A 20,895-nucleotide genomic window follows, 5' to 3' on the forward strand; every position below is an offset into this window, starting at 1 on the left:
TTTATTTTGATTTTTGTAGCAAAGAACTATTGGTTTGGCGCTCTTTAATTGACGAGAAAACGAAAAGAAATATCAGCAATTTATTTTAATTTTCAGTAATATTCGAGTCTTGAAAATTGGTGCGTTTGGTTTAGGCCACAATTATGACAAGAGACATTGAGACAAAATGCTAAAACAGTTTTTTACCAATCCAAGTTATGGCTACCAGAGAGATTTGCTAAAGTATTCGGGCAAGTTGTACGAGCTTAAAACATTTCGTCAAGATCCATATTTATCCAATGCGATTGCGCATGCAGAATTGATACAACAGGGCGTTGTCGATGAGCGAGCGGTTCGTGCGTCCGCTGGATTGACAATGATGTTGGCGATGTTGGTTTTTTGTGCCGCGTTTTTCTATGGCATGTTTTTGCCGATTACTTTATTCGCGAGTTACTCATTTTTAGATTTTGTTTTGCGGGTATGTGCTGGTGTACAGTTTTCACCGACGCTCGTGCTCTCAAATTGGATTACACAAAGTGTTTTGGGAATGCAAGCTGAGTGGGTTTCTGCTATCCCTAAGCGTTTTGCTTGGACAATCGGAATTATTCTTTCTGGTGTCGTTGCAACATTATTCTGGACAGAAAAAAATGGCTTAACGACGCAACTCATTTGTGGTGTATGTGTTCTATTTACTTGGATGGAGTCTACTTTTAGCTATTGTGCTGGCTGCCACATTTATAAATTACTTGATTTGAAATCTGATATGTGTGCGGGTGCAAGTTGCGAAGTGCGACGTCCTGATAACTTAGTTTGAGTTTAAAAAAACGATAAAAAGTCATTCAGGATTGAGAGTTTGCCAAGACCTTGTTTGTGCATTGAAAAAACCACATTCACTCAGGGCTTGCGTCAGACTGTGTGCTTGTTTGCGCCGTTTTAACTCGGGAAAAACGTGCTCAGCAATTGCCTGCCCCTGTATGGTTTTGCTACTTGCAAAGTGTCGGGAGCCATGAAGCGCAATGCGTAAGTCTGGGATAGGAAGTAGTTCGCAATTATCTAAACTAATTTTCATGGATGTATGGAGAGTGAAGGGCGATAGAAGAGCGTCGACCTCGCCACTGCTCACCATATATACCATCTGACGCCATGTTTTTACATCAAGACAATGCTTAATCCCAAGTTGTTCTAGTGTCTTCCAATCTGCGCTCCAATCACGATTTGATACTAATCGTAGGTTTTGCAGGTCTGCTAGAGACTTACATTCGAGGGCGTGAATATTGTGTGCCTGAGTGTAGATGCCGACTAATGATTCACCTTCATCAATCATCGCATCGGAAATGCAAATTTCTGTAGAGTAGATCTCAAGATCTGAAAGCCAACAAGTCGTGGCGAGGGCCGCGATACTTGCGACACGTAATTGTTCTATCCCGTTTGCATAACTATCGACTGGGATTATTTCAAACTGTGCGTCTGGCCAGACAGTATTCAAAGCCTGAATAAAAAATGCTAGTTCTACGACATCGCGTCGACTATTGGGTCCAGAAAATTCTGTGATTACGTTGATATCTCGACCATCTAAGAAAAGTTGGTAATCCTCCAGTACATCCTTTGGGACCCCAATCTTTAGCAAGCTTTGGCTAACTTGAGGCGCAACTAAAGGCAGGTGCATTTGTATGCTTGTTCCTTCGCCCGGAATCGATTCGATGTCGATCTTCCCGCCAAATATCTGCGTAACGACAGTGTGGGCTAAATGCATTCCAAGGCCACTTCCTCCTTTTCCCAATTTTGTTGTGAAGAAGGGCTCGAATACGCGACGTAAGATCGCTGCTGGGATGCCATTTCCATCGTCGCTGAAACGAATTTCGACATGGGTTTGATTGAGGAGTCGTGCCCGCAAGATCATGTTGCCGTGTTCAATGTTCTCAAATGCATGTAGTAAAGCATTATTGATAAGATTCATAAAGATCTGGCTCAATGGACCCGGATACGCATCCATCTGAATCCCTTTATCGATGTCAATTCGTATCGTATGTCCGGTTTGCTTGATAGTCGGTAACATCGCCAGCAAAGTTTCTTCAGCAACGTCTGCAAGATTAAATTGACGGCGTTGTTCCGAATGCTGGTCGGCGGATAATTGTTTAAAACTACTGATGAGTGAGGCCGCTCGCTCTAAATTTTGTTGCAAAATTGCGGTTCCGCGAAACGCGTCAGTAAAAAAGTCGTTCAGGGCTTTCCGCGTAAATCGGGTCTCACTGATGATTTCTAATTCTTTCAATTTATCCGACAAGGTACTACTGACAAGAAGTGCATTACCAATTGGTGTATTCAATTCATGTGCGACGCCGGAAACTAAAGCACCCAAGGCTGCATTTTTTTCATTTTGTACCAATTCATAGCGTGTTCCTTCCAGACTCTGTAGTGATTCGATCAGTCGAGAGTTACTTGCTGCGAGGGCGCGAGTCCGTTCTTCAACGCGGCTTTCTAGTATTTCATTGCTGCGAGCAAGTTCGCGTTTTAATCGATCGGATTCTCGTAGTTCAATACGTGATTGTCGCCAGCCCCAAATAAGATAGAGTGCTATCCCTGTTAGCCACGCGAATATAACGAATAAGCGAAAGCTCTCGGTTGAAATCCATTGCCCGACAAACTCCACAGATTTGACACGAATTTTGTATTTTCCGGCGACGACGTTGCCACCAGTGATGAAACTCAGTGTCGTGACATTCTCAAGTTGCGGCCCGAGGTGGGCAATATCAGTTGGATTTTGTTGAGTCCACCACGAAGCGACCATAAATTGATTGAGGCGAAATTCAACTGTTCCAGCGGACTGGCTAGGATCGAACACGACCTCATGTGGCTTCAAACTTCGAGCAGAATTAGCTTGTGAATAGGCTGGATCAAAGTTACGTAGAAAAACGCGAACGGAGCGACTTGAGGCAGGCCCTTCACTTTGAATTTGTAACTTAACGGTATCGTATTGATTGAGATTAATTCCTTGGTCATTACCGCTCAATTCAAATGCAAGTTCACAAAATGGCCATTGATAGACCATTGAGATTTGGCATTCAAGTTCGTATCCCTCCTGAGTTTGTTCAAACTTCGCGATGCTTTCCCCGCCTTCCGGCCTATCATCGATCACGGATACGGGATAGGTGGAATTGGCGCCAATCGTCAGATAGCGTTTCATCCAGTGCTCATTCGCATACAGCGCCATCAAACTAAATAAGATCAGGCCAAGAACAACTTGACGTGAAAGGCGATGAGAAGTGGCTTCGGAGCTGAGTGAGTCGGTCACGATAAATTCTCAAGATAGCTGCATTGATTATTTCGATTCTACTCGTATTTTTTCACACTGAATTGTGGTTTCGGTGGTGCACTCACAAGAAATTCGCGGTTTGTTGCAAGTTCCGTTCAAATAGCGGAAAGCACTTGCATTTGAAATGCGCTGCATGGATACTCGCACATATTTTATAGATATATTAAAGTGGTGTAGCTTGCAATTAGCTGACCCTTGGTCAGAACATTTTATCGGTGCTCACATTTCCTAAATTATTCGCTTCGCTTGCTATCTTGGCCGAGCTCAATGAAAAAGTATCCAATGAAACAAATCCTACTCACTATCGGGCTGTTGAATTTGTCCGGCTGCACAGTCCAAAAAAGTGAGTTACGACTCGCATTGTTGATTGTATTTGCGAGCTCTGCAATTGGTTTTATTTTGGTCTGGGGCTGGCGTTTAAGACAGATGCGCAAACTCAATATCGCTTGGTCGATCCCACGTCCAATTGAAATCGTGATTGGTGCAGTGACGGATTTCTTTGATACTTTGGGGATTGGATCATTTGCTCCGAGCACAGCTTTTTTTCGCCTAGGGAAATTAGTGCCAGATGAATTAATTCCGGGCACTTTGAACGTTGGACATACGCTAGGAACCATAACGCAAGCATTAATTTTTATCCAGATTGTCGATGTCGCGCCGGGTACGCTATTACCCATGATCGTTGCTGCTGGTGGTGGCGCGTGGCTCGGAACATCAATAGTCGGAGGTCTACCACGATTCCATATTCGGCTGGGGATGGGGGCTGCCATGTTGCTCGCTGCCTTAATCATGCTGAGTTCCCTGCTAGGTCTGCTGCCGACTGGCTTAGACGCACTTGAGCTAACGGGGTGGCGCTGGTGGGTTGGTGTCGTTGGTAACTTTGCCTTGGGTCTGCTGATGCCTTTGGGAATAGGGCTCTATGCACCCTGCATGATCATGGTAAGCCTATTGGGTATGAGTCCGCTGGCAGCCTTTCCAATCATGATGGGATCGTGCGCTTTCTTAATGCCGATAAGCAGCTTGGGATTTATCAATAATCAAAAGTATCAAGTATCGACAGCCCTTGGTATTGCCCTTGGCGGAGTGCCAGCAGTGCTGATAGCAGCTTACCTTGTTAAATCTTTGCCTTTAGATTATGTTCGATGGATTGTAGTGCTCGTTGTTTTCGGTGTTGCACTCAGTCTAATTTGGTCAGCTTGGACAGAACGATTCAAATCAATCCATTCTGGTCAAAAGGAGTGATTTTCTCAAATCAATAAGTAATATATTTTTCTGGTTTTTTCTATCAGGTCGAAACAGCTATTTGAATTGCTGTTAGCATAGCGACTAGGAAAAAAGTTCGTCACATCGCTGTACGCATCACAAACTTAGTTGAAATTCTAAGGCGACTGCCATTGCGAATGACAGTTTTGTGCTGGTGTGATGCGACTAGACTTGCTAGCGCTTAATCGTCAGTGACACAGATACGCTCTAATGGGACATCTGATGAATGATGTCGACTTCAAGCAGTTTCTTCTTAAACTTTGCTTTCCACTTAGTTCATTCTGATTGAGCGATGGCGTTCTGCTGTGTTGCGAGTGACGCATGCGTCTAACTCCATACTGAGATATTGCAAAAATGAAGCAATTGATTATTTGAATAAAGGAAGTGCTTATGAACATGAAATGGATTGCAGTTGGATTGGCTGGATTTACTTTAAGTTTCATTCATCATGGTGCAGACGCGCAAAATGCAAGCTCGGCCAAAGTCGGTCCTGTTACCTCCTCAAAACCTGCATTGACAGTGACGGCGGTTAAAATTGGTCAAGCAAATTTGGAAACCAAGTTAGCCGCGCATGGCAATATCGCGGCTTGGCAAGAAGCCAGCATTGGTTCTGAATCGAGTGGCCTGCGGATCGCAGAGGTACTCGTGAATGTCGGCGATATGGTGAGTAAAGGGCAGTTGTTGGCACGTTTTGCCAATGAGTCGGTTTTAGCGGACATCGCTCAGGCAAAAGCAGCACTAGCAGAGGCCGAGGCGACTGCCTTAGAAGCAAGCAATAACGCAGACAGAGCGCGCGGACTTCAGGCGAGTGGTGCGATCAGTAAACAACAAATTGGCCAATATTTGACGTCGGAACAAACTGCGAAAGCAAGAGTCTCTGCCGCTAAAGCAGTTCTCGATGTTCAACAACTACGTTTAAAGTACACGCAAGTCTTGGCACCTGATAGCGGTTTAATCTCAGCCCGCAGTGCGACTGTCGGTGCGGTGATAGGGAATGGCACAGAGTTGTTCAAACTCATTCGACAAGCACGCCTTGAATGGCGAGCTGAAGTGACATCTGCTGAACTAAGTAAAATCACAAAGGGAATGCGTGTCAATTTAATTGCGCCAAATGGTGAATTGGCAAATGGGAGAGTGCGTGTGATCGGGCCAACCGTTGAAGTCAGCAATCGTACCGGTTTGGTTTATGTGGATATAGTTCCTTCGAAAGATAAAAAGTCGGATCAGGCGTTCAAAGCTGGAATGTTTGCTCGAGGCGAATTCATTTTAGGAAGTGCTGCAGCATTCATCGTGCCACAACAGGCTGTGGTCGTGCGAGATGGATTTAGCTTTGTTTTTAAAATCAATCCAGATCGCCGCGTAACGCAAGTTAAAGTGCAGACTGGACAAAGAAGTCTAGTAAATGGTGTCGAGCAAATTGAGATTGTCAACGGCATCAGCGTCGGCTCGCAAATTGCTGCCAGTGGCGTTGGTTTTCTCAATGATGGTGATTTGGTGCAATTGGTTGAAACACCTGTTTCTGGTCAAAAGAAATAGAGGCGTAACATGAATTTTTCTACGCTTTCTATCAAGAATCCAATTCCTGCAATTATGTTGTTTGCCTTATTGACTTTGGCAGGTATTTTGTCGTTTCGCAGTACGATAGTGCAGGATTTTCCTGATATTGAACTTCCTTTGGTGATGGTTAACGCAAGCTTGCCGGGTGCTGCACCCGCGCAACTTGAAACAGAAGTCGCTCGCAAGATTGAAGATGCTGTAGCGAGTTTGCAAGGCGTTAAAAATGTGTACACCAAGGTGCTCGATGGAAGTGTGTCAATCACAGTTGAGTTTATTCTTGAAAAGGTTTTGTCTGATGCTGTCAACGAAGTGCGCGATGCGGTTGCGAGCGTCCGCGCGGACTTGCCAAGTGAAATGCGTGATCCCACGGTGACAAAAATGTCGACGGCGGGTCGGGTTATTTTGACTTACACGGTCGAGCCTGATCTTGCAAAATCGAGGCAACAAGTCGCTGGTGACAATACAACGCCGGATGAACAAGAGTTAAGTTGGTTTGTCGATAATACGGTTTCTAAACGATTACGTGCTGTGCCAGGTGTTGGTGCTGTGAAGCGCATGGGGGGAGTGAATCGCGAAGTTAGCATTGAATTAAATGCGGATAAGATGGCTGCATTGAAAGTATCAGCACTGGATGTTTCGAGACGCTTGAAAACTGTGCAGAAAGAAGCGCCAGGAGGACGTGGAGACGTGAGTGGAGCGGAGCAAGCGGTGCGAACGATTGCCACGGTAAAGTCTGCGGAAGAGTTAGCGCGAATGGATATTCCATTGCCAGATGGTCGGCATATTCGCTTAGATCAGGTTGCGAACGTCAAGGATACTGTTAGCGAACCGCGTGCGCGTGCCACTTATAATGGCAAATCGGTTGTGGGGTTCGAAATTTTTCGCACCAAAGGTGCATCGGAGGTTGATGTCGCCAATGGAACCCGATTGGCAATCGCTGAATTGCAGTCGAACAATCCAAAATATTTGTTTAAGCACGCGATTGATAACGCACAACCTGTTGAGGAAAACTTTAAAGGCTCGATGGAATTGTTGTATGAAGGTGCCTTACTCGCTGTGTTGGTAGTCTGGTGGTTTTTGCGTGATTGGCGCTCAACGCTCGTGGCAGCAGCTGCGTTGCCACTGTCCGTCATCCCAACCTTTTTGGGCTTAAAGTATTTTGGCTATACGCTCAATACGGTAACGCTCTTGTCGTTGGCTTTGGTTGTGGGTGTCTTGGTCGATGATGCGATCGTTGAGATTGAAAATATTGCGCGCCATTTGCAGATGGGAAAATCGCCGATGGAGGCCGCGACTGAAGCAGCGGATGAGATTGGAATGGCGGTCATTGCGACAACGTTTGCTTTGGTTGCCGTATTTTTGCCAACAGCTTTTATGGGGGGAGTCCCAGGTCTCTTCTTTAAGCAGTTTGGTTGGACCGCAGTGATTGCAATCTTGGCGTCGCTAGTGGTTGCGCGTTTGCTTACGCCCATGATGGCCGCGTATATTTTGAAAGCGCCAGAAAGGGATGCTACTGGTAATTTGCATGACAAACCAGATAGCTGGATGATGCAAAAATATATGGCAACGATGCAGTGGTGTTTACGACACCGCCTAATTACGGTTATTTCAGCAGCGCTTTTCTTTGTCGCTTCGATTGCCTTGGTGGGGTTGCTCCCGACGGGGTTTGTTCCACCATCCGATCGTGCGCAGACCCAAGTTAATATCGAACTGCCGCCTGGAAGTACTTTAAGTGAAACTAGTGAAGTAGCTGAGCAAGCACGAATTGCCGTAATGTCGGTCAAAGGGATTGTTGGTGTGTTTAGTTCAATTGGCGGTGGATCGAGTGGCGATGCATTTGCTCCGGGGGCTGCTGCAGAAGCGCGGCGTGCTGTGCTGACGGTCACGGCAGTTCACCGTGATCAAAGAAAGCAAAGCATGTCTGACCTTGATAATTTGATTCGCGAAAAAATGAATGCCATTTCCGGCGCTAAATTTTCAGTGGGCCCAGCAGATACTGGAGTCAAGTTGCAACTCGTGTTAAAGAGTGAGGATCCCTTAGCATTGATAGAAACAGCACGTCAAGTTGAGCGTGAGTTACGGGGCTTAAAAGGTATTGGCAATGTGAGCTCAAGCGCATCTTTGGTTCGACCTGAAATCATTGTTAAACCAGATATGGCAAGAGCTGCTGATCTGGGAGTCACTGCAGATAGTATTGGAGAAACTGTGCGTGTAGCGACGGCGGGCGACTATGATATGGCACTTTCAAAGATGAACCTAGCTCAACGTCAAGTTCCGATTCGAGTCAAACTTCCAGACTTTGTTCGCGCAGATTTGTCCGCGATAGAACGTCTCACAGTTCCAGGTAAAAATGGGCCGGTGATGATTGGTAGTGTTGCATCTGTGAGTATGGATTCGGGGCCTGCGCAAATTGATCGATTGAATCGCAGCCGCAATGTGACATTAGATGTTGAGTTGGGTGGGCGTCAATTAGGTGAAGTAAATGAAGAGGCGCGAGCATTGCCCGCGATGAAGAATTTGCCGCCCTCGGTTAGTATCGCTGAATTGGGCGATGCGCAAGAGATGGAAGCACTGTTTGCTAGTTTTGGAATCGCCATGCTGATTGGGGTCTTGTGCATTTATGGCGTATTGGTTTTGTTGTTCAAAGATTTTCTACAACCCGCGACAATCTTGGCCGCGTTGCCACTCAGTATAGGTGGTGCATTCGTTGCTTTATTGTTGACAGGACGAGCACTATCAATGCCATCCATGATTGGATTAATTATGCTTATGGGCATAGTCACAAAAAATTCTATCCTGTTGGTTGACTATGCGATCATCGCGCGCGGTGCAGGTATGGATAGATTTGCGGCACTAGTGGATGCGTGCCATAAACGCAGTCGGCCTATCATTATGACAACGATTGCGATGGGTGCGGGTATGATGCCTCTTGCTCTGGGATGGGGGGCGGATCCAAGTTTTCGTTCACCAATGGCGATTGCTGTGATTGGCGGTTTGATTACATCGACTTTACTGAGCTTATTGGTTGTGCCAGCGGTGTTTACCTATGTGGATGATTTTGAGCATTGGCTTCAGCGAATCTTCAAAGCAATGCGACCAGCATAAATTGTTCTTTTGTTTTACGCAGCGGAAAAAGCAGACCACAATGCAGCACTTACTTTTTCGCTGCGCGAAACGCGTAGACCTAGTTTTACTGACGAGGCAACAAAATCTTTTGATTGCCTTGCATTCGCGCCTTAAATTTCTACAATTTTTTGAAACCCACCGTAAATCATTCTTTTGCCATCGAAAGGCATGGGCATGTTTTCTGGGGAAAAGCGCGGATCTGCCATCATTTTGTCCCAAGCGTTGTCTCGTACTGTTTTGGATGGCCATGTCATCCATGAAAACACAACGGTTTCATCGTCTTGACACATGACAGCTTGTGGGAATGACGTGAGTTTTCCTAGTGGAACGTCATCACCCCAACACTCGACAATTTGAATGACACCAAATTCCTTAAAGAGCGCTGCTGATTGCTCTGAAAATTTCTGATACATCGCTTTGTTAGCGGTTGGTACCGCAATAATAAAACCATCCACATAGTTCATTTGTTTTCCCTTTTTTCTTTGCAGCTCCACCGATATTGGCTCTGGCTTGCATGGGGTGCGTTTGCCGGTTTAGTGTAGACAAGCGCGGTGGTCGTGACAAGAAAATATTGCCTGTGAATGATGAGAATCCCTTTTGAATCTGATTCCTATCACGCTTAAACGCCAAGAATTCACGCTATTTACGGCATTTTGCATCGATATTGTGTCAAAATATCGGTCTGATCCAATTTCACTATAGAAGTAGTTTCGTCTTTATTCTCGCTCTTACAATGAGTTAAAGAATTCAAGAACGATTGCTCCTGTCGAGCAATTCCGATGGTTTCAGCGTTGATCCGCTGGCTTATCGGTTGAACTTCGTCGAACAAACCGATGCTTGGTGCTCGCACGATAGTCTTAAATTTTTATTATGTGGTTGGCGTTTTTGCTTTCGATTTTTTTTGTTGCAAGGTCAACGAAAAAAGCGGGTGAACGTTTTTTAAAGTTTGCAGTTTATTTTATTTTTTTGGTTAGTCATCTCGATTTTTTACACTTGGAGTTTTAACATGTTTCAGCACGTCGAAGCCTATGCAGGCGATCCTATCCTTTCCTTGAATGAAGCGTTTGGTAAAGATACCCGCCCAAACAAGATTAATTTGTCGATTGGGATTTATTTTGACGATAACGGCAAGATTCCAATGTTGCCATCGGTTCGTGCTGCTGAATTGAAAGTGGTTGAAGCGGCTGGTGCTCGTCCTTATTTGCCAATGGAAGGCGCGGCAAATTTCCGTACAGCGGTGCAGCATTTGTTGTTTGGCGCTGATCGTCCTGCTGTCAAAGAAGGTCGTGTCGTCACTTTGCAAACAGTCGGTTCAAGTGGTGGCTTAAAAGTAGGTGCAGATTTTGTTAAGCGCTATTTCCCAAACACGACGATGTTGGTGAGTGATCCAACTTGGGATAATCATCGCGCTGTGTTTGAAGGTTCTGGATTAATAGTGAAAGCATATCCTTATTACAATCCAGAAACTGGCGGTTTGCGTTTCGACGAAATGCTGGCGAGCTTGAAACAAGCGGAAGAAAAATCCGTCGTCTTATTGCATGCTTGCTGCCATAATCCAACGGGCGTCGATTTAACAAAAGCACAGTGGGAACAATTGATCCCTGTGTTCAAAGAGCGTAACTTGATTCCTTTCCTCGATTTGGCATATCAAGGCTATGGCGATGGTATCGAAGAAGATGCATTCGCTATTCGTTTGTTGGCGGATCAAGGTTTGAGTTTCTTTGTCGCGAATTCATTCTCTAAGAGTATGAGTTTGTACGGCGAGCGTTGTGGTGCCTTGAGCGTGGTTTGTCCAGATGCAGCGCAAGCGGTGAATGTATTAGGCCAAATGAAAGCGATCATTCGTCGTAATTACTCCAATCCTCCTATGCATGGCGGGCAATTAGTAGCGACGGTGTTAACTGATCCTGAGTTGCGCCCTATGTGGGAAGCGGAAGTGGTTGCGATGCGTGATCGTATTCAAGCTATGCGTAAAGCTTTACATGACGTTTTGGTGGCGAAAGTACCTGGTCGTGATTTCAGCTATTTCTTGACGCAACGCGGTATGTTTAGTTACACCGGTTTGACAGCTGAACAATGTGATCGTCTGAAAGAAGAGTTCGGTGTATATTTAGTACGCTCTGGTCGTATGTGCGTAGCGGGTTTGAATACGCGCAATGTTGAGGCGACAGCAGCGGCAATGGCGGCAGTATTGGCATAGAGCCTTTTCAATAAAAAAAACGCCGACTTATGTCGGCGTTTTTTTTTGAGGGAATATATGTTGAGAGAGTAAAGTCTCAAATCGTCATTAATTCCATGGATCAGGCAAATTGCTTGGATCAGTATGACGATTGATTCCATAGTACCCACCGTAACGATCGACTTTGACGCAAGAGGCTTCACTGCCAGCGCGGCACTCAAGCAACCATTCATACACTGTCCCGTAAGGAGGGTATGCAAACGCGCTACCAATTGTTGCCATTAAAACGGTAACACCCAAACCTAAACTCAATAGTGCTTTTTTTAAAGCTTTCATTTTGACTCCTTGTAATTATCGATCTCAGTTTTCTCATCTATTCTGCAAAATGATGAGATGAATTGTAGTGTAAAAAAGTAGCATTAAAATATTTTCATAAAATAATTACTACAAAAAAATAGTAGCAAAATAAATTCTATGTGTATAGATAATTATGTAAAAAATGAATTATCGAAATCATACTTGTCGCATTTAAGCAGCTGGTTTTTTCTTGGTAAACTTTGTTAAGTTCAGTGAAAACAATACAAAGAAAGTTAAAGATCAGATTGATTCGTTTTTTGTGGGGATGAGCAATGCGAGCCCGTGTGTTGTGTTTTGGATTGTGTCGATTGGGCTAGACAATAAAGCGTCCTGCTCATTCGCATGGAAAAACGCTTACGTCATTAAGGCAAATTGCCAGCCGCACGCAAACCAAAATATTTCTTGGTGAATTGAGTTATCGATTAAATTATAATTTTTTGAATTTCAAAGACACAGGTTGAATTGTGGTTGAAATTTAAAGCGAGTTGCAGTGTATATACACTGCCAGTGGTGTAAGAAACAAGTGATGAGTCTTTACACTTTGAAAGCAAGTTGCTGTCGAGGAGTTGCTGCTTGAGTCGACGCGCAACGGCCTCACCCGTATCAATAATGTGAATTTGTCTCTTTGAATCTCCCGCAAAATATTCCTGTATGACTTGATCGATTTGCGGAGCGACGAACGGATAATGTGTGCAACCTAAAACGATGGTATCCACATTTTGTGCGAGAAGTGGGTGTACGTAGAGGCGAAGTAGGTCAAGGATTTTTTCCGATTTCAAATCACCCAATTCAATTTGATTGACCAAACCTACGCATGCTTGTGAAATAAATTCCGTTTGAGTTGCGAGGCTCACATGTTGGCTTAGTCGTGTGAATTTTTCACTTGCCAAGGTGCTTTTGGTCGCTAAAACACCGACAATTTTGCTGGAGCTTTGCGCTGCCGCTGGTTTGATGCCAGGTTCCATACCAATGATAATTAAGTTTGGGTAACGCGTGCGTAACACAGCGACCGCAGCTGCAGTCGCTGTATTGCAAGCAATCACCAGAGCTTTGATTTTCTGCTGCAAAAAGAATTCGGTAATCCTAATGCTGCGTTCGATCAGTTCTTCATTGGAGCGTTCGCCATAAGGTGCAAATGCCGTATCAGCGAAGTATAAAAAATCTTCGTTCGGGAGCTGTTCGCGCAAATGCCTGAGTACTGACACGCCGCCAATACCAGAATCAAACACGCCAACAGGCGCATTGCTGTCGGCGTGTTTGTGTTCAGCTTGAAGGCTTGATGTACTTAGTTTGTTTTGAGTATTAGGCAACGGGAATAATTCCAATTTTTGCTTGCCATTCTTTTGGACCCGTGTTGTGAACGGAAGTGCCATTCGAATCAACCGCAACGGTGACTGGCATATCGACCACGTCAAACTCGTAGATCGCTTCCATACCGAGATCGGCAAAACCAACCACTTTGGCAGTCTTGATGGCCTTTGACACCAAGTAAGCCGCACCACCGACCGCCATTAGGTAGGCCGACTTATGATTCTTGATCGATTCAATTGCCGCTGGACCGCGTTCCGCTTTACCGATCATGGAAATTAAACCTGTCTTTTCCAACATCATGTCGGTGAATTTATCCATACGCGTTGCAGTGGTTGGGCCAGCTGGACCAACTGCTTCATCACGTACTGGATCAACTGGGCCAACGTAGTAAATAACGCGATTGGTGAAATCAACTGGAAGTTGTTCGCCTTTCGCCAGCATGTCTTGAATACGTTTGTGTGCCGCATCGCGACCAGTCAGCATCTTACCGTTCAATAACAACGTTTGACCTGGTGTCCAAGACGCGACTTCTTCTTTGGTTAGTGTATTTAAATCAATGCGTTTGGATTTTTCAGTGTCGGCGACCCAATGCACATCGGGCCAATTCGACAATGATGGTGGTTCCATGTAGCTAGGACCAGAGCCGTCGAGTACGAAATGCGCATGACGTGTCGCTGCGCAGTTAGGAATCATGGCAACTGGTTTCGATGCCGCATGCGTTGGGTACATATTGATCTTGACGTCGAGCACTGTTGTTAAGCCGCCCAAGCCTTGTGCGCCGATACCAAGTGCATTGATTTTGTCGCACAATTCGATACGTAGTTCTTCAGTCTTATTTTGTGGCCCGCGCAATTTGAGTTCATGCATGTCGATATCTTCCATTAAGGATTCCTTCGCCATCAACATCGCTTTTTCGGCAGTGCCGCCGATACCAATACCAAGCATACCAGGGGGGCACCAGCCAGCGCCCATTGTCGGTACAGTTTTCATGACCCAATCCACCAAAGAATCAGATGGATTTAACATCACGAACTTGGTTTTGTTTTCCGAACCGCCGCCTTTTGCTGCGAGTTGTACGTCCACGGTATTCCCAGGAACCAGCTCCATATGAACTACCGCTGGTGTATTGTCTTTGGTATTTTTGCGATCAAATTGTGGATCAGCCACGATAGATGCGCGCAAGACGTTTTCCGAATAGGCATAGCCACGACGCACACCTTCATTCACGGCATCAATAATCGAACCTGAGAAACCCTCAAAGCGCACGCCCATACCAATTTTTAAGAATACATTCACAATACCAGTGTCTTGGCAAATAGGGCGCTTACCTTCTGCACACATGCGTGAATTGGTCAAAATTTGTGCAATCGCATCTTTTGCCGCAGGGCTTTGTTCTATCTCATAAGCACGCGCCAAATGCGCAATGTAATCGGCAGGATGGTAATAGCTGATGTATTGCAAAGCGGCGGCGACGGATTCAATGAGATCGTCTTGCTTAATAATGGTCATGATGGGCTCTTTTGAGTGGAATGAAAATGAATGAAATTAGTGTTTGCTCGCTTGCTGCTGAGTTTTTGTCATTAGCTGATCGCAATAGGCAATCGCCAAGGCGGACAATAAGAACACCACGTGAATCACAGTTTGTGCGATGAGGTCTTTTGCGTCATACGATTTGACATTGATAAAAGTTTTCAATAAATGAATTGAAGAAATTCCGATAATCGCCATCGCTAATTTGACCTTCAGTACGGTTGCGTTGACGTGCGATAGCCATTCGGGTTGGTCAGGGTGATTTTGCAATCCTAGACGTGAAACGAAAGTTTCATAGCCACCTACGATGACCATGATCAATAAGTTAGAGATCATGACGACATCGATCAGCCCGAGTACCACTAGCATGATTGTGGTTTCATTGAGTTTGGTTGGGCGCGGTATCGCTTCTACGCCTTCTTTTCCATGGGTGGCTGCGACGGAAACTGCATCTAACAGGTGTTGTAGTGCAACACCATCACCCATCGCCGCGCGAATTAAATCGACTAATTCTACCCAAAAATGGTAGACGTAAACGCACTGTGCCAGTATCAGGCCGAGGTATAGCGGCAGCTGTAGCCATCGACTCGCAAAGATAAATTTAGATAGACTGGATAGTTTTTGTGGTTCGTTAACTTGAGTAGTAAGGGACATGCAAAACCTTTATGGAAGAAAGATGGGTTTTCTTAAAAATTTTGGTGTGATTCAGACTGATAAAGATGAGTTCGATTGCATTTAAAAATTGCCCGCATTTTACACCGATGCACGGGCAATGTCTGCGCTGCAAGCTAATTGCAGTTTTATTGTGTTAAATCAAGTTAAACCTGTCGCAGAAGTCACAATTTGGGTGTAATACCACTCACTAAAAAATAGCTTTTTTGGACTGCTAGCCTTAGAATCGACGTCAAAACATAATAAGTGGTGAATATCAAAAAGGCTTGAAGGCGAATTGGCAAATTTTCGTCGATCGTCACATTGAACTTGTCTATACATTTACGGTGTGCAATTCGAACTTTTTTGATATTCACAACAGCATGGAGACAATTATGTCGGATCAAGAAGTAAAAACTGAATCACGTGTGTTCCCCCCACCGGCGAATTTTGTTGCAAACGCCGCGATCTCTGGCATGGATGCGTACAACGCACTCTGTGCTGAAGCCGCCAATGATTACGAAGGATTTTGGGCTAAATTAGCGCGCGAAAATCTACATTGGCATAAACCATTCACCACGACATTAGATGAATCTAATGCCCCCTTGTACAAGTGGTTCGACGATGGCTTGTTGAATGTTTCTTACAACTGCCTCGACGTCAATATTCAAAAAGGTTTGGGCGATAAGATTGCGATTATTTTTGAAGCGGATGGTGGCGAAGTCACCAAAGTCAGCTACAAAGATTTGCATGCAAAAGTCTGTCAGTTTGCCAATGGGCTGCGCTCTTTAGGCGTTAAGAAAGATGATCGCGTTGTCATCTACATGCCAATGTCAGTAGAAGGTGTCGTTGCAATGCAAGCTTGCGCACGCATTGGCGCAACGCATTCCGTTGTGTTCGGCGGCTTCTCTGCAAAATCTTTACAAGAACGAATTGTTGACGTTGGTGCGAGCATTGTCATCACTGCCGACGAGCAAGTTCGTGGTGGTAAACAACTACCACTGAAAGCGATTGTCGATGAGGCTTTAGGCTTAGGTGAGTGCGAAAAAGTCGTAAAAGTAATTGTCTATAAACGCACAGGTGGTAATGCACCTTTTAATCCGGCACGAGACTTATGGATGCATGATTTAGTTGCGAATCAAGCGACTGAGTGTGAGCCTGAGTGGGTCAATGCGGATCATCCTTTATTCATTTTGTACACTTCTGGTTCCACTGGTAAGCCAAAGGGCGTGCAGCATTCTTCGGGTGGCTACTTGTTGTGGGCAATGCTCACCATGAAGTGGACCTTTGACGTGAAGCCTAACGACATATTTTGGTGTACTGCTGATATTGGTTGGGTCACCGGGCACACGTATATCACTTACGGCCCATTAGCGATGGGCACGACTGAAATCGTATTTGAAGGTATTCCAACTTACCCAAATGCTGGTCGATTCTGGGACATGATACAAAAGCACAAGGCAACGATTTTCTACACGGCACCTACCGCCATTCGTTCTTTAATTAAAGCAGCTGATGGCGATGCAGCAATTCATCCGAATAAGTATGATTTGACATCATTGCGTTTGCTCGGTTCAGTCGGTGAACCGATTAACCCTGAAGCTTGGATGTGGTACTACCGCAATATCGGCGGTGAAAAATGTCCTATCGTCGATACCTTCTGGCAAACAGAAACTGGCGGTCACATGATCACGCCTTTGCCAGGTGCGACTCCCTTGGTACCAGGCTCTTGTACTTTGCCTTTGCCTGGGATTATGGCGGCGATTGTGGATGAAACGGGTGCGGATTTGCCAAACGGGCAGGGCGGTATTTTGGTCGTCAAACGTCCATGGCCTTCGATGATACGTAATATCTGGGGTGATACTGATCGCTTCAAGAAGAGTTATTTCCCAGAAGAATTGGGCGGTAAAACTTATCTCGCGGGTGATGGTGCTATTCGCAATAAAGAAACGGGCTATTTCACGATTACGGGTCGTATTGATGACGTGTTGAATGTATCTGGTCATCGTATGGGCACTATGGAAATCGAATCGGCTTTGGTTGCGAATCCTTTGGTGGCTGAAGCCGCCGTGGTTGGTAAGCCAGACGATACGACGGGCGAGGCAATTTGTGCGTTCGTGGTGTTAAAACGTAGTCGTCCAACCGGTGATGAAGCTAAACAAATTGCTTTGGAATTGCGTAATTGGGTGGCGAAAGAAATTGGCCCGATTGCCAAACCAAAAGAAATTCGCTTCGGTGATAATTTACCTAAAACACGTTCCGGCAAAATCATGCGTCGCTTGTTGCGTGTATTGGCCAAAGGTGAAGAAATTACCCAAGACGTATCGACTTTGGAGAATCCAGCGATTCTTGAACAATTGAAACAAGCACAGTAAATGCACGTTTAATTGGTCAATCCGCTCGCCGGAATGCAAAAAGGCTTTGTCATTGACAAAGCCTTTTTTGTTGCGCAATCTAGCTTAGTAGGACTTTAAAAGCTGTGTCAATTGCAACGAGTTTTTGTTAGGTCAGTGATTTTTAAGGCCATTTTCTGAATGCTCAACCTAATTTGAAATAGTTTTCTGATTAGACTTTCACGGTTATACTTCAGCGCATCGCGGGACGGTCTTTGCAAATAATCGAATAGAAAAACTAAGATTCCGTCACTTGCTTAAAAAATAGTCGCCTGCGTTTCTATCATTCATATCAAACATTTAGCATGAGTTCAATCAAAAATCGCAAGCCAAAAGGTAGTTTTAAGTTGTTTCCTCGCGGCGCAAGAAAAAATGGTGTCGAACAAGGACAATTGAATCTGGCGCCAAATAAGCCAGCACGAGGCATTTATTTATTGCCGAATGCGTTTACGACGGCAGCACTGTTTTGCGGTTTTTACGCGATTGTCATGGCGATGAATCAGAAATTTGAACACTCTGGCCTAGCAATTTTTATTGCAATGGTGCTCGATAGTTTAGATGGACGTGTTGCGCGTATGACCAATACGCAAAGCGAATTCGGTGCGCAATACGATAGTCTGTCGGATATGGTGTCGTTTGGAGTCGCTCCCGCTTTGATTGCCTACGAATGGGCATTAAAAGGAATGGGAAAGCTAGGTTGGTTAGCTGCGTTTGTTTATTGCGCAGGTGCCGCATTGCGACTCGCTCGTTTCAACGCAAACATTACGGTAGTCGATAAACGTTATTTCCAAGGTTTGCCAAGTCCTGCAGCCGCAGCTTTGGTTGCAGGTTTTATTTTGTTAATGGACGATTTGGCGATAGCTGGTACTGATGTGCGGTGGTTTGCCTGGGGCGTCGCATTGTTTGCCGGTTTGACGATGGTGACTAATGTTCCTTTTTACAGTTTTAAAGATTTAAACTTGAAGCGCTCCGTGCCCTTCATCGCGCCATTCTTAGTTGTTTTGGCTTATGTTGCGGTCGTGAGCGATCCACCAAAAGTTCTTTTTGGATTGTTTGTTTTGTACGCCTTGTCAGGTTATGTTCTTCTGCTTTGGCGTTGGCGTAAAGGGCGTCCCGTTAGCCTCATCCAACTCACGTCAGAAAACCATGATGAAGTTGACGACATTAAGAAATAATTGAGGTATTGCACTTGCACTTTGCTGTAATCCCGCTTATAGTCTTCTGCATGACATTCCCAACGACGACATTTTTTGCTCAAAAAGCAAACATGAAAGCAGATCGCTCTGATCTGCTTTTGTCGTTCGCATTACCAGTTGCTACTATCCTAGCATCTCTACTAGCGCTATCTTTGGCGAATCTACTAGCGCTCGCGCGCTAAATCTCTCTATCCCACAACTTGAGTAGCCTCTCACCCGTGTGTGTCTTGCAAGGGTTGGAAAAGCCTATTCAAGTCAGCGAGTTTTACTCGACAGGTTCTTAAATTTTTTTTGTTTATTCTAATTTTTCTTTTTATTGCGGTATTTTGGGAGGCAAACATGGCGGACAAGCTCATTATTTTCGATACAACTTTGCGTGATGGCGAACAATCTCCTGGCGCATCAATGACGCGCGATGAAAAAGTCAGGATTGCGCGTCAACTGGAGCGTTTGAAAGTCGATGTGATCGAAGCAGGTTTTGCTGCTGCCTCTCCTGGCGATTTTGAATCGATTAAGGCGATTGCCGCAGCGGTGCGTGAACCAATTATTTGCTCGCTTTCTCGTGCCAATGATAGAGATATTTCTCGTGCTGCCGAGGCGCTTGAAAAAGCGCAACGCAAACGTATTCACACCTTCATCGCAACCTCACCATTGCATATGGAAATGAAATTGCGTATGAGTCCAGATCAAGTGCTTGAGCAGGCAATCCAAGCCGTGCGCTTTGCGCGTCAATTTACAGATGATGTCGAATTTAGCCCGGAGGACGCGAGCCGTTCTGATTTTGATTTTCTCTGCCGCGTCATTGAAGCGGTGATTAAAGAAGGTGCAACAACGATCAACTTTGCGGATACGGTCGGCTATGGTGTGCCTGAATTGTACGGTAATACTTTGAAACGTTTGCGCGAGACTATACCGAATTCAGATAAGGCAATTTGGTCGGTCCATTGTCATAACGATTTGGGGATGGCTGTGGCCAACTCCTTAGCAGGTGTAATGATTGGTGGTGCGCGTCAGGTGGAATGTACGATTAACGGCCTTGGTGAGCGTGCGGGCAATACCGCGCTCGAAGAAATCGTGATGGCTGTACGTACGCGTAAAGATCACTTTAATCTCGATATCGGTATTGATACCACACAGATCGTGGCAACCTCAAAAATGGTGTCGCAAATCACTGGCTTTGCTGTGCAGCCGAACAAGGCGATCGTTGGTGCCAATGCATTTGCCCATGCCTCAGGTATTCATCAAGATGGTATTTTGAAGGCGCGCAATACCTATGAAATTATGCGCGCAGAAGACGTCGGTTGGAGCGCAAATAAAATCGTTCTGGGTAAACTCTCTGGCCGTAACGCATTCAAACAACGTTTGCAAGAATTAGGCATCGCATTGGAGTCTGAAACTGAGGTGAATGCAGCATTCGCAAGATTTAAAGATTTGGCAGACAAAAAAGCGGAAATCTTTGATGAAGATATTATGGCTGTGGTCGCGGAAGAGGAACATTCGCACGACGCCGATCACTATCGCTTGGTCTCGATTAGTCAGCATTCTGAAACGGGTGAGCGCTCGTCAGCAGTGGTCGTGATGACGATTGGTGATCGCGAAAAATCTTGTATTGCGCAAGGTAATGGTGCGGTAGACGCGATTGTGAATGCGATCGAATCGGAAGTGAAGAGTGAAGCGGAATTGTTGCTGTTCTCGATTAATGCGATTACAGCGGGTACGCAATCCCAAGGTGAAGTGACGATACGGCTGAGTAAAGCAGGGCGTATTGTCAATGGTGTAGGTGCCGATCCTGATATCGTAGTAGCTTCCGCCAAGGCTTATATTTCGGCCTTAAATAAATTGCATTCTAAGGTTGAGAAGTTAAATCCGCAGATTTGAAAATTATTGGTCGAATTAGGATAATTTGTTGAAACGATGGGGTGAGGTGATTTCGTACGTATACTTCGCGTAAAGGGAATCATTTCATGTCTTGCCTTGAGTTCTCCCTGTTTTTCATGCTATAGTCGCGGTCTCATCAAATTTTGATGGGATTTGTTAATG

The 20,895-nt window shown here is 45.2% G+C and carries 14 protein-coding genes; 8 read left to right on the top strand and 6 right to left on the bottom strand.

The window, feature by feature from the left end; all coding sequences use genetic code 11:
• Positions 1 to 166 precede the first annotated feature (166 nt).
• The gene (locus KDM90_RS09210) at positions 167 to 793 is read left to right on the top strand and encodes a DUF4395 domain-containing protein (RefSeq protein WP_212675304.1); all 627 of its coding nucleotides are present in this window, start codon (positions 167 to 169) and stop codon (positions 791 to 793) included.
• Positions 794 to 814: 21 nt separating this feature from the next.
• Here KDM90_RS09210 and KDM90_RS18295 read toward each other — a convergent pair whose 3' ends face one another.
• Positions 815 to 3,271, bottom strand: coding sequence for a sensor histidine kinase (locus tag KDM90_RS18295; protein ID WP_212675305.1), 2,457 nt, complete (start codon positions 3,269 to 3,271; stop codon positions 815 to 817).
• Between the two features lie 303 nt (positions 3,272 to 3,574).
• On the opposite strand from KDM90_RS18295, the gene KDM90_RS09220 reads away from it, so the two are divergent.
• The 3 genes from KDM90_RS09220 (at position 3,575) to KDM90_RS09230 (ending at position 9,217) form a co-directional block, all read left to right on the top strand.
• Entirely contained in the window at positions 3,575 to 4,534 is a 960-nt protein-coding gene (locus KDM90_RS09220) for a sulfite exporter TauE/SafE family protein (RefSeq protein WP_212675306.1), read from the top strand.
• A gap of 411 nt (positions 4,535 to 4,945) precedes the next feature.
• The gene (locus tag KDM90_RS09225; RefSeq protein WP_212675307.1) at positions 4,946 to 6,091 is read left to right on the top strand and encodes an efflux RND transporter periplasmic adaptor subunit; all 1,146 of its coding nucleotides are present in this window, start codon (positions 4,946 to 4,948) and stop codon (positions 6,089 to 6,091) included.
• A 9-nt stretch (positions 6,092 to 6,100) separates the two neighbouring features.
• A complete protein-coding gene (locus KDM90_RS09230; RefSeq protein ID WP_212675308.1) occupies positions 6,101 to 9,217 on the top strand; it encodes an efflux RND transporter permease subunit in 3,117 nt (1,038 codons plus the stop codon).
• A gap of 131 nt (positions 9,218 to 9,348) precedes the next feature.
• Here KDM90_RS09230 and KDM90_RS09235 read toward each other — a convergent pair whose 3' ends face one another.
• Positions 9,349 to 9,702, bottom strand: a complete 354-nt coding sequence (locus KDM90_RS09235) for a DUF1428 domain-containing protein (RefSeq protein WP_212675309.1) — start codon at positions 9,700 to 9,702, stop codon at positions 9,349 to 9,351.
• Positions 9,703 to 10,244: 542 nt separating this feature from the next.
• Here KDM90_RS09235 and KDM90_RS09240 point away from each other — a divergent pair.
• Positions 10,245 to 11,438 (top strand): amino acid aminotransferase, encoded by a 1,194-nt coding sequence (locus KDM90_RS09240; RefSeq protein WP_212675310.1) that lies wholly within the window; start codon positions 10,245 to 10,247, stop codon positions 11,436 to 11,438.
• Between the two features lie 87 nt (positions 11,439 to 11,525).
• Here KDM90_RS09240 and KDM90_RS09245 read toward each other — a convergent pair whose 3' ends face one another.
• The 4 genes from KDM90_RS09245 to KDM90_RS09260 all read right to left on the bottom strand — a co-directional run bounded on the left by KDM90_RS09245 (position 11,526) and on the right by KDM90_RS09260 (position 15,269).
• Positions 11,526 to 11,753: a hypothetical protein gene (locus KDM90_RS09245; protein ID WP_212675311.1), complete on the bottom strand. Its 228-nt coding sequence runs from the start codon at positions 11,751 to 11,753 to the stop codon at positions 11,526 to 11,528.
• Between the two features lie 443 nt (positions 11,754 to 12,196).
• Entirely contained in the window at positions 12,197 to 13,084 is an 888-nt protein-coding gene (gene murI / locus KDM90_RS09250; RefSeq protein WP_230409705.1) for a glutamate racemase, read from the bottom strand.
• Entirely contained in the window at positions 13,077 to 14,594 is a 1,518-nt protein-coding gene (locus tag KDM90_RS09255; RefSeq protein WP_212675313.1) for a fumarate hydratase, read from the bottom strand. Before KDM90_RS09255 ends, murI begins: the two co-directional genes overlap by 8 nt.
• A gap of 36 nt (positions 14,595 to 14,630) precedes the next feature.
• Complete coding sequence (locus tag KDM90_RS09260) at positions 14,631 to 15,269, bottom strand: TIGR00645 family protein (RefSeq protein WP_212675314.1); 639 nt, start codon at positions 15,267 to 15,269, stop codon at positions 14,631 to 14,633.
• 392 nt (positions 15,270 to 15,661) lie between these two features.
• On the opposite strand from KDM90_RS09260, the gene acs reads away from it, so the two are divergent.
• The 3 genes from acs to KDM90_RS09275 all read left to right on the top strand — a co-directional run bounded on the left by acs (position 15,662) and on the right by KDM90_RS09275 (position 20,733).
• Positions 15,662 to 17,641, top strand: a complete 1,980-nt coding sequence (gene acs / locus KDM90_RS09265; RefSeq protein WP_212675315.1) for an acetate--CoA ligase — start codon at positions 15,662 to 15,664, stop codon at positions 17,639 to 17,641.
• A 323-nt stretch (positions 17,642 to 17,964) separates the two neighbouring features.
• Positions 17,965 to 18,834 carry a CDP-diacylglycerol--serine O-phosphatidyltransferase gene (gene pssA, locus KDM90_RS09270; protein ID WP_212675316.1) on the top strand — a complete coding sequence of 290 codons (870 nt, stop codon included), beginning with the start codon at positions 17,965 to 17,967 and terminating at the stop codon, positions 18,832 to 18,834.
• A 360-nt stretch (positions 18,835 to 19,194) separates the two neighbouring features.
• Complete coding sequence (locus tag KDM90_RS09275; protein ID WP_212675317.1) at positions 19,195 to 20,733, top strand: 2-isopropylmalate synthase; 1,539 nt, start codon at positions 19,195 to 19,197, stop codon at positions 20,731 to 20,733.
• The last annotated feature ends 162 nt before the right edge of the window (positions 20,734 to 20,895 follow it).

The organism is Affinundibacterium fentianense (assembly GCF_018139545.1).
Classification (GTDB): domain Bacteria; phylum Pseudomonadota; class Gammaproteobacteria; order Burkholderiales; family Burkholderiaceae_D; genus Undibacterium; species Undibacterium fentianense.